This window comes from Gemmatimonas sp., assembly GCF_046594945.1.
Classification (GTDB): domain Bacteria; phylum Gemmatimonadota; class Gemmatimonadetes; order Gemmatimonadales; family Gemmatimonadaceae; genus Gemmatimonas.
In genome coordinates, this window is sequence record NZ_JBKJRB010000154.1 from 1 (window position 1) to 9,753 (window position 9,753).

Here is a 9,753-nt window from a genome sequence, read left to right on the forward strand (position 1 = left end):
AACAGGAAGCAGCGCTCGTCGCCATGACAACGCACGGCCGAAGTGGCTTCAGCCACGCATGGTTTGGCAGCGTGCACGACATGCTCGGTCACGCTGCCAAACCATGCGTGGCTGAAGCCACTTCGGCCGTGCGTTGTCATGGCGACGAGCGCTGCTTCCTGTTCGGTGGCGTAATTCATCAACATCGCGGCGGGCTCACCCCGTAGCACCGTGACACTGACGTTGACCCCCGTCTCCCGCGCGTATCGCTCACCCAACCCGCGAATTGCGTCGCCCATATCCTTTGATCGGTCATTGTCCCAGCGAGGGTCGACTATCGGAGCATTCTGCGTACGTACGCCGGTGGCGTGGACGTGTACGAGATCGATGCCTAAGTGCCGTCGCTGTGCAAGTGCGATAGCGAACGGGATGGCCGCTTCTGCCAGCGCGGACCCGTCGAGCGGGACGATGATCGATTGACTGGTTTCGGGCACGTGTGACTCCACTGTTTGGCTGCAGGGCGTGATGATAACTGCGATATCTAGGCTGGCGTCGGAGGCGCAGGTTTTCCCCCACGGCGCTGTTTGGACGATGACGCGGAAACATGACGCCGTCCCCTGAAACGGCGCTGAAGATCTCCTGAATAGGTGATCGCCGCTGCGGGATGGCGGTGGATACTGCGCAGATGCGTTCAGCCGGCGATCAGCATCCCTTCAGGTCAACGCGGCAGGCTGAACATGTACCAAAGGAATCACGCTAGGCTGGGCGCGCTTTTGACGGATTCACCACGTCAACACACAGGAGCACGGCGCCGTGTTGCATCTCAGACTGACGTTCTGGTTATAGGGCCGCTTCACCGCTGTCGGCATTCCAGCGGCTGATGGTGTCAGGATTTCTTCCCGCCTCGGAGAGAGCTTTCTGTACAAGGACGAGCCGCTCACGAAGGAACGACGGGCTGCCGCATTGCAGACGGTAAACACGGCAACCGGAAAGGAGATTAGCACGGTTCCCGTAACTGTGGACAGCAAGATTCTGGCGATTGTCGAGCGCGCGCTAGCAGCGCACAAGCTCTATGCGGAAAGCGTTGCTGGTCGTGATCATCTGCGACGCATTCATGAGGAGGCGAAGTCGAGCATTCAGCGCGCGTTCGCTGCCGCAGAACCATCCAGTTCGACGAAGGCGCCATGCCTGCCATTCCCAACGTACCGCACAGGGTCGTATTTCTGCTCGACGTGGACAATACCCTCCTCGACAATGACCAGGTCACCACGGGTCTCAAGCACTACCTCACGGGCGAAATTGGCGCGCAACGCCAGGAACGCTACTGGGCGATTTTCGACGAGCTCCGCTCCGACTCGGGTTACGCGGGCTATCTCGGCGCCCTTCAGCGCTACCGAGTCGAGCGCCCGAGCGACTCGCACGTGCTCTGCGTCTCGTCGTTGATGCTCAACTACCCGTTCGCGGAACGGCTCTATCCGGGGGTCGCTCGACGTCATCCGGCATCTGGCCCAATGCGGCCCTGCGGTCATCCTGACCGACGGCGATGTCGTGTTCCAGCCACGCAAGATCGAGCGCTCGGGGCTGTTCGATGCGGTCGACGGACGCGTACTCGTGTATGTGCTCAAGGAGCGAGTGTTGGTGGACGTCGAGCGGCGGTATCCCGCCGACCACTACGTATTCGTCGGTGACAAGGTCAGGCGGCTGACGGCCGTCAAGCGCGTACGGGGCGAACGGCTCACGACCGTCTTTTTGCGGCAGGGACACAACGCGCGCGACCCGCAAATTGCGACGTATCCAACGCCCGACGTCACTATCGAACGTATTAGTGACCTCCTCGCCTACACATTGCCCGCGTTGATGCAGGCTGTTCCGGCGACGAAGACGTGCTGGGAGGCGTCGTGCTTATCGTGACGCCATCGTCGGCGTCGTCGCCCACGATGCTGGCGGACCAAGTGCCTTGTGATCGCGTTCGTGATCCTGAACCGCACTGGTATGTGACATATGTAGGGGGCAACCCTACAGATTTAGACGGCCAAGGTCTTAAAGCGGCGCTTCATTGGTATCGTGGCCGTCTATCACTGACGAATTTGCGCCAGGGATTGGAGGCACGCGATGAGCAGACGCGTTTTGATCGTGGGAGGATACGGGAAGGCCGGCTAAAGACCGCCAAGCATTTGGCGAAAGGCGGGTTGCTATCCGAAATTACGATTGCCAGACGAAATGGCGAGCATGCGGCAAGGCCGCCGCGCGCATCGCGCGATCCTCCCGGGTGCGCGTGCTCGGACAAGGTCTGGATATTCTGCACGACGAAGCAGCAGCGCAGGCGCTTTCGGTCCATGACATCGTCATCAGGCATACCGAGGCGAATCTCGAACGCATCGCCGCACGGACCCGACTGGTGCGCTTCTCGTCTCGGAAACCGGCCTCGCCTCAGGTCTCATGACGGTCCTGGCGAAGGAACTTGTAAGCTGCGGCGCGCTCGGGGAGCTTTATATCCTGCTGACCCTTGACCTGATCGGGCGTCACGGAGAGGAGGCCATTGCCTGGACGCTCGCCCAACTTCGGGCCGCCGCCGGGTATGTCCGCGGTCCTCGGGGAAAAAAGCTCTATCCGGTCGACTTCGCAGACAACTTCGCGATTGCGGCGCGGCTCGGTCTGGATTCGGCATCGGCCTACCTGGCCCTTCGACCTGATCTGCCGGCCAAGGTCTTTGGTTTGACCACGGACCGGGTCCGACTCGACGTGACGATCTCGAACGATTCGACCGTGCGCAAGGCCGTATTCCGAGGCCGGGACCAGTCAAACCTCACCGGTGCGATGGCCGCTCGGGCGACCGAGATTACCCTCGATTGCCAATTGACCGGCTCGAAACGGATCGACGATCTCCTGGCATTCTCCGATGCTGACGCACTGCAATCGAAATTGGGTGCGTCCATTGAATTGCGTTGAAATCCCGTCGCCGTGAATCAGGCCGGTCTAAGGGGCAGGTGTGACCGAGCAGTGCCGCCCGGTCATTCATAACCACCGCGCCGGCATCGTCTATCGAGACCAGAGCAGGGGGCAGGACATGTCACGATCACGCGCGATCGCTCGATTCTCAGCGTACACTCAGGTCGCCTTCAGCGCGAAGCACGACCCTTTCGGTCGCTGGTCAGATGGCGTATACCGCAGAGCGCCATGAACGGGTGCTGCGAACGTACACGGCTCTGTCACCTTGGCACATCGTTCGGAAGAACGACATGCGATCAGCCTGGCTGAACTTGATCGGGAGATCCTGTCGCGCTTCGACTACGTCGGCGAACGCACCCACTCGTGCAACCCGGCGCGGACATCATGTTCGGCTTCACACGCGATTGCAACCCATCACACATCACATCACTGGGCGCGTTGACGCCTGCAGAGCGAGGACTCTCCATGAAAACCAGCACGCTTCAGGTACATGACATGCTGTCGGTATTGAGCGTTGATGAAGTGGAGCGGCGAATCGGCGAAGTGCCGGGAGTCGCGAGTGTAACGGTGGATTTTGCTGCCGGTCGTGCGACCGTACGCTATGACGAAACGCGTTTGGAAAACGCTGACATCAAGTCGGCCGTGCGTCAGCGCGGGTTTGAGTCGACGGAGCCGGGCGCGCCGCCGATGGCCGATGAGGTGAACGCGAATCCTGCTCCAGTTGAGCCCGCTGCACCGCCGGCACCAATTGCGACGGGTGCTGCGCTAGGCACCGTGAGCGACGCTGGTTCGTCGTCGACTGAGACTGATGCGCCGACTGCAACATCGGCCTCTGCGCCCAAACCTGATGCGCCAGGCGCGGCTGCCGAGAACGACCCGGAAATGCCCCCGATGAAATGACCGATATCCGATCAGACGAGTCGACCATGCCGCTGAGAGTGAAGACACGATGAAGACGAGCGTCATAGAAGTCCATGCCGCACTCTCCGTACTGAGCGTCGAGGAAATTGAGCATCGCTTTCGCAAGGTACCCGGTGTCGACAGCGCGACGGTGAACTTCGCCGCCGGCAACGTCACGGTGCGCTATGATGAAACCCGACTCGAAGTGGCGGATATCAAGTCAGCCGTGCGCCAGCAGGGGTTCCAGTCTGCCGCGCCAGTCGATGCGCCACACGAGGCCGAAGCCGAGGCGGCGAACGCGCTTCCGGCCGTGACGCCACCGCCACCAGCACCACCCGCGCCATCACCGGCGCCACCACCGCCGCCGGCCCCGACTGCTGCGCATTCCAGCAACGCGCACGCGGACGACAGAGCCGCCGACAAGCCCGAATCGCCCATGCCCTCCGAGATGGCGAAGGAGATGGGGCACGGCGGCACCATGGATCTGCCGGCGATGGTCCGCGACATGCGCAATCGCTTCTGGGTCTGTCTGCTCTTTACGGTTCCGATCTTCGTGTACTCACCAATGGGGAACGTCTTCCCGGCTCCCTCGCCGCCATTCGGATTGCCACTCAACCAGTGGCTGTTCGGCTTCGCGAGCGCTGCTATCCTGTATCCAAGCTGGCCCTTCTTCGTCGCCGCCTTTCGCGCCCTGAAAGCCCGGAAGCTGAACATGGCGGTGCTGATCGTCCTGAGCGTGGGCACCGGATATCTCTTCAGTGTCGGCGCCACCTTCTTCTTCGAGAGCAAGCAGTTCTTCGAGGCGGTGTCCGTACTGTTGGTGTTCATCCTGCTGGGGCACTGGTTGGAGATGCGCGCACGTGCTGGCGCATCGTCCGCCATCAAAGCATTAATGAACCTCACGCCGGCGAAGGCATCGGTGCTGCGCGGCGGAACCGAAATCGAAGTCGCGACCGCTGATGTCGTGGTGGGGGATGTCGTCGTGATACGGCCGGGCAATAAAATTCCCGTGGATGGCACGATTGAAAGCGGCGATTCGCTGGTCGACGAATCGATGCTCACCGGCGAATCGATGCCGATACAAAAAGGCCCCGGTGCGAAGGTCGCGGGCGCTACGATCAACACGAATGGCAGCTTCCGCTACAAGGCCACAAAGGTTGGATCAGATACGGCCTTGGCGCAGATCGTGAAATTAGTTCAGGAAGCGCAGAACTCGAAGGCGCCGGCGCAGCTGCTCGCCGACAAAGCGGCGCAGTGGTTGGTGCTGGCCGCGATCGTGGTCGGCCTTACCACGTTCGCCGTCTGGTTCTGGGTGGTCGGACAGCCGTTGCTGTTCGCCGTGACTCTGACCATCACGGTATTTGTCATCGCCTGCCCAGATGCGTTGGGCCTTGCCACGCCGATGGCCGTGATGGTCGGCACAAGTCTGGGCGCGCTGAACGGCATTCTGTTCAAGAACGCCGCTGCACTCGAGGAGGCGACCAAGCTCAATGTCATCATTTTCGACAAGACTGGCACACTCACGGTCGGGAAACCTGAAGTCGTCGAGATGGTCGTGGCCAGCGGTGTCGCCGAGGATGCCGTTCTGCTCGCTGCCGCAGCCGTCGAACAAGGATCGGCCCATCCCCTCGCTCAGGCCATTCTGCGACGAGCCTCGAAACTGAGGGTCGTTGCACCGACCGATTTCAAGAACATTGATGGCATGGGTGCGCAGGCGCAAACCGCCGACGGCATGGTGTTCCTCGGCAATCGCAAATTGATGGACGCCCAAAAACTTGTACTCGGGCCACTCGAGTCGGCCGCCGCCCGCTTGCAAGGCGAGGGCAGAACCGTGGTGCACGTGGCGCTGAATGGCAAGGTGCTCGGACTCATTGCCATTGCGGACGCGGTGCGACCGACGGCAAAGGCAGCCGTGGCGAAGTTGCGCGAGCGAGGGATCGAGGTCGTCATGCTGACCGGCGACAACGCCGGAACCGCGAAACGGATCGCAGTCGATCTTGGCATCACCACGGTGATGGCCGACGTGTTGCCCGGGCAGAAGGCTGACAAAGTGAAGGAGTTGCAGGCGACGGGCAAGAAGGTCGGGATGGTAGGCGACGGCGTAAACGACGCGCCCGCCCTTACGCAGGCCGACGTGGGTTTCGCGATCGGCGCGGGCACCGACGTCGCCATGGACAGCGCCGACGTTGTCCTTATGAAGAGCGATCCGTACGATGTCGTCGGAGCGATCGAGCTTTCGCGCGCCACATTGCGCAAGATGCATCAGAATCTCTGGTGGGCGGTCGGCTACAATGTGGTCGCGTTCCCGCTGGCGGCCGGAATATTCTTCCCCTTTACACTGTCGCCGGAGATCGCAGCGCTGTCCATGTCAGGCAGTTCGGCCGTCGTCGCGATCAACGCCTTGCTGCTTAAGCGCACGAAACTCGCCGGAATCAAAAATGCCAAGCCGAAGACTGCGCCGAAGTCCGACGCGCCCGTCGCCCCGGCCGTGCCGGCGTGAGCTCGCCAGTGCACCGCGCGCCTGGCGAGCGCACGACATGAAGCTGCTTTTCGTGGACCAGACATTCTCCTTTGAGCTGCTGCGTACAGCGAGCTACGGGCTATACGGCGGCTCAGAGCTCGGCGAAATGCTGGCGATGGCAAAGCGAATTCGCGAAGGCGATTTCGAGAGCTGGCATGCCGAATGGCAGCGCAGGGTGGCGTTCGAACCTCGTATCAAAACGTTAATCATTCACGTCGTCTTGTTCGATTTCTGGGCGACGCAGAGTACGACCAAGCCTGCCATTGGACTTCTCAGCAGATGGAAGTCGCCGCGCGGCCTCAAGACGGTACTCGATGTTGCTGCTCGCTTCGACAGTGAACTGCGCTGCACGGCGCAACCATCACTTCGCCCCGCGGGAGCAACTCGACATGCTCTCGGCCGCGCTCAAGGCGCCCACCGTGGTGCGTGTGTTCACGGAGGAAGAAGGCGCCGAGGAACACTGTCAGATGGGCAATATCACGCTGCTGCACCAAGTGTTGTTTGACTGGCTGGACGACACTCTTTAGCGCGGGAACGGGAAGATTCAATGGAGCAAGCGATCGTGCACGTTCTGGCCATGAACGTCGGCTCGTCAAGCATCAAATTCGCGACCTACGACATCGCGGGCGAACAAGCGCGACGGCTGCACGGCAAGCTGGATCGCGTCGAGTCGCCTGGCACGACGCTTACGTTCGTCGATTCTGTTCGACAGCAGCGCGCGAGCCGCGACGTCGGTGAGCTCGATCATCAAGCTGCGATGACGCTCCTGATTGAATGGCTCGCATTGCAAGTCGGTTTCGCGTCGCTCTTGGCGGTGGGCCATCGCGTCGTCAGCTATGGCGATCCGCGGCTAGTCACGGACGCATTGCTCGAGGAGCTGCGTCGTATCACTCCGTACGCGACGGAACACCTGCCATCCGAGATTGGACTCATCGAACGGATACGCGCGCGCGCCCACGCTGCGTCAAGTGGTGTGTTTCGACAGCGCTTTTCACCGGGACATGCCGCGTGTCGCGAGAATCCTGCCCGTTCCTCGGCGCCTTATACCAGCATGGGCCTCACGCCGGCAGCCGGAGTTCCGATGAGCACTCGCTCGGGTGATCTCGATCGGGGACTCGTCGGCTTTCTGGCACGAACCAAGCAGATGACCGCCGCTCAGTTCCATCGCATGGTGAATCACGAGTCGGGATTGCTTGGCGTGTCGGAAACGAGCGCCGATATCCGGGATCTCCTCGACCGCGAAGCGCACGACGTGCGGGCTGCGGAAGCCGCGGCGTTGTTCTGCTACCAGATCAAGAAGTGGATCGGGGCATACGCCGCCGCACTCGGTGGGTTGGACACACTCGTTTTCGCCGGCGGGATCGGCGAGAACGCTCCGGTGATCCGGGTGCGCATCTGCGAGGGGCTGAGCTTCCTCGAGATCGACGTTGACCCTGCCCGTAACGAACGAGACGAGCCGTTGATTTCCGCAGCGAGCGGTCGTGTAGCCGTGCGCATTATCCGCACGGACGAAGAGATAACGATCGCGAAGTCCGTGGTTCTACTCCTGGGAGCGAAAACATGAATGCACCATTGTCTGCGGAACTGCTCCAACGGATGAACGCCTACTGGCGGGCCGCCAACTACTTGTCGGTGGGCCAGATCTACCTGTACGACAATCCGTTACTCAAACACCCGCTGCAACTGGCACACGTGAAACCACGGCTCCTGGGCCACTGGGGCACGACGCCGGGATTGAACTTTCTCTACGTGCATCTGAATCGCGTGATCAAGCAGCATGACCTCAACATGATCTATGTGACCGGCCCCGGACATGGCGGACCTGGCTTGGTCGCGAACACGTATCTCGAAGGCACTTACAGCGAGCTGTATCCGGACGTGACGCGCAACGAGCAGGGAGTGAAGCGGCTATTCACGCAGTTCTCGTTTCCCGGCGGCGTCCCGAGCCACGTCGCACCAGAGACGCCTGGATCGATTAACGAGGGGGGCGAACTGGGTTACTCCCTGGCGCACGCGTACGGCGCCGCATTCGACAATCCCGATTTGATCGTCGCGTGTGTGATAGGCGACGGCGAGGCGGAAACCGGTGCACTGGCCGCAAGTTGGCACTCGAACAAGTTTCTGAATCCGGTACACGATGGAGCGGTCCTGCCAATCCTCCACCTCAACGGCTACAAGATCGCCAACCCCACGGTGCTCGCCCGTATCAGCGCCGAAGAGCTGGACCAACTTTTCCGCGGGTATGGCTACACGCCGTATGTCGTCGAAGGCGACGATCCCGACGAGGTGCATCAGCTGCTCGCGGCGGCGCTCGACGCAATCGTTGAAGAAATCAAGGAGATACAGGTCAAGGCCCGCGCCGAGGGGTTCACCACGCGGCCTCGTTGGCCGATGATCATCTTCCGCACGCCCAAGGGTTGGACGGGGCCCAAAGTCGTTGACGGGCTTCCTGTCGAAGGCACGTGGCGCGCCCACCAAGTGCCGCTCGCGGAGCTCTCCACGAAACCCGAGCATCTCAAGCTGCTCGAGCAGTGGATGCAGAGTTACCGCCCCGACGAGCTGTTCGACGAGGATGGTGCGCTCGTTCCCGAGCTGGCCGCGCTCGCGCCGATCGGGAACCGGCGCATGGGAGCCAATCCGCACGCGAACGGTGGACTGCTGCTACAGGATCTGAAGATGCCGGACTTCCGGGACTACGCGGTAAGCGTTCCGCAACCCGGCACGGTAGTGGCCGAAGCAACGCGAATCATGGGGAAACTGATTCGCGACGTCATCACGCTCAACGGAGACAGCCGCAATTTTCGTGTCGTGGGGCCGGACGAAACCGCGTCGAACCGGTTGACGGCGCTGTTCGACGTCACCGACCGCATCTTGACCGCTGAGATATTGAGCACCGACGAAGACATATCGCCCGACGGCCGCGTGATGGAGGTGTTGAGCGAACATCTGTGCCAGGGATGGCTGGAGGGGTATCTGCTCACCGGCCGTCACGGCCTGTTCTCCTGCTATGAAGCGTTCGTGCACATCGTGGATTCGATGTTCAACCAGCACGCCAAGTGGCTGAAGGTCACCCGGGACATTCCATGGCGGCGCCCCATTGCGTCGTTGAACTACTTGTTGACTTCGCACGTGTGGCGTCAGGATCACAACGGCTTCACGCACCAGGATCCGGGCTTCCTCGATATCGTGGTGAACAAGAAAGCGGAGACCATTCGCGTCTATCTGCCGCCCGATGCCAACACGTTGCTCTCGGTCACCGATCATTGTCTGCGCAGCCGACACTACGTCAACGTTATCGTTGCTGGCAAGCAGCCTGCACTCCAGTGGCTCGACATCGATGCCGCGATCACTCATTGTGCAGCCGGACTCGGTATCTGGCCCTGGGCCAGTAGCGATGAAGGGGG

At 61.4% G+C, this 9,753-nt stretch carries 8 protein-coding genes and 1 pseudogene; 8 read left to right on the forward strand and 1 reads right to left on the reverse strand.

Annotated features, from left to right (window positions below; genetic code table 11):
- Positions 1-485 (reverse strand): universal stress protein (locus ACLL97_RS18240; protein ID WP_411281909.1); only part of this gene is annotated, 485 nt, incomplete at its 3' end.
- A 678-nt stretch (positions 486-1,163) separates the two neighbouring features.
- Here ACLL97_RS18240 and ACLL97_RS18245 point away from each other — a divergent pair.
- The 8 genes and pseudogenes from ACLL97_RS18245 to ACLL97_RS18280 form a co-directional block, all read left to right on the forward strand.
- A pseudogene (locus ACLL97_RS18245) lies at positions 1,164-1,890 on the forward strand (HAD family hydrolase).
- Between the two features lie 358 nt (positions 1,891-2,248).
- Positions 2,249-2,422: a hypothetical protein gene (locus ACLL97_RS18250; RefSeq protein WP_411281910.1), complete on the forward strand. Its 174-nt coding sequence runs from the start codon at positions 2,249-2,251 to the stop codon at positions 2,420-2,422.
- A complete protein-coding gene (locus tag ACLL97_RS18255) occupies positions 2,419-2,928 on the forward strand; it encodes a hypothetical protein (RefSeq protein WP_411281911.1) in 510 nt (169 codons plus the stop codon). The genes ACLL97_RS18250 and ACLL97_RS18255 overlap by 4 nt, the downstream gene beginning before the upstream one ends.
- A gap of 465 nt (positions 2,929-3,393) precedes the next feature.
- Positions 3,394-3,828 carry a heavy-metal-associated domain-containing protein gene (locus tag ACLL97_RS18260; protein WP_411281912.1) on the forward strand — a complete coding sequence of 145 codons (435 nt, stop codon included), beginning with the start codon at positions 3,394-3,396 and terminating at the stop codon, positions 3,826-3,828.
- Between the two features lie 49 nt (positions 3,829-3,877).
- Positions 3,878-6,328, forward strand: coding sequence for a heavy metal translocating P-type ATPase (locus ACLL97_RS18265; RefSeq protein ID WP_411281913.1), 2,451 nt, complete (start codon positions 3,878-3,880; stop codon positions 6,326-6,328).
- 37 nt (positions 6,329-6,365) lie between these two features.
- Positions 6,366-6,854 carry a hypothetical protein gene (locus tag ACLL97_RS18270; protein ID WP_411281914.1) on the forward strand — a complete coding sequence of 163 codons (489 nt, stop codon included), beginning with the start codon at positions 6,366-6,368 and terminating at the stop codon, positions 6,852-6,854.
- A gap of 42 nt (positions 6,855-6,896) precedes the next feature.
- Entirely contained in the window at positions 6,897-7,913 is a 1,017-nt protein-coding gene (locus ACLL97_RS18275; protein WP_411281915.1) for an acetate/propionate family kinase, read from the forward strand.
- On the forward strand, positions 7,910-9,753 hold a 1,844-nt coding region (locus tag ACLL97_RS18280; RefSeq protein WP_411281916.1), incomplete at its 3' end, for a phosphoketolase. The genes ACLL97_RS18275 and ACLL97_RS18280, both read left to right, overlap by 4 nt.

Bases quoted from the DNA above. Each gene is read 5' to 3' on its own strand.
- ACLL97_RS18255 (WP_411281911.1), top strand. From the start codon at position 2,419: ATGACGGTCCTGGCGAAGGAACTTGTAAGCTGCGGCGCGCTCGGGGAG.
- ACLL97_RS18260 (WP_411281912.1), top strand. From the start codon at position 3,394: ATGAAAACCAGCACGCTTCAGGTACATGACATGCTGTCGGTATTGAGC.
- ACLL97_RS18265 (WP_411281913.1), top strand. From the start codon at position 3,878: ATGAAGACGAGCGTCATAGAAGTCCATGCCGCACTCTCCGTACTGAGC.
- ACLL97_RS18270 (WP_411281914.1), top strand. From the start codon at position 6,366: ATGAAGCTGCTTTTCGTGGACCAGACATTCTCCTTTGAGCTGCTGCGT.
- ACLL97_RS18275 (WP_411281915.1), top strand. From the start codon at position 6,897: ATGGAGCAAGCGATCGTGCACGTTCTGGCCATGAACGTCGGCTCGTCA.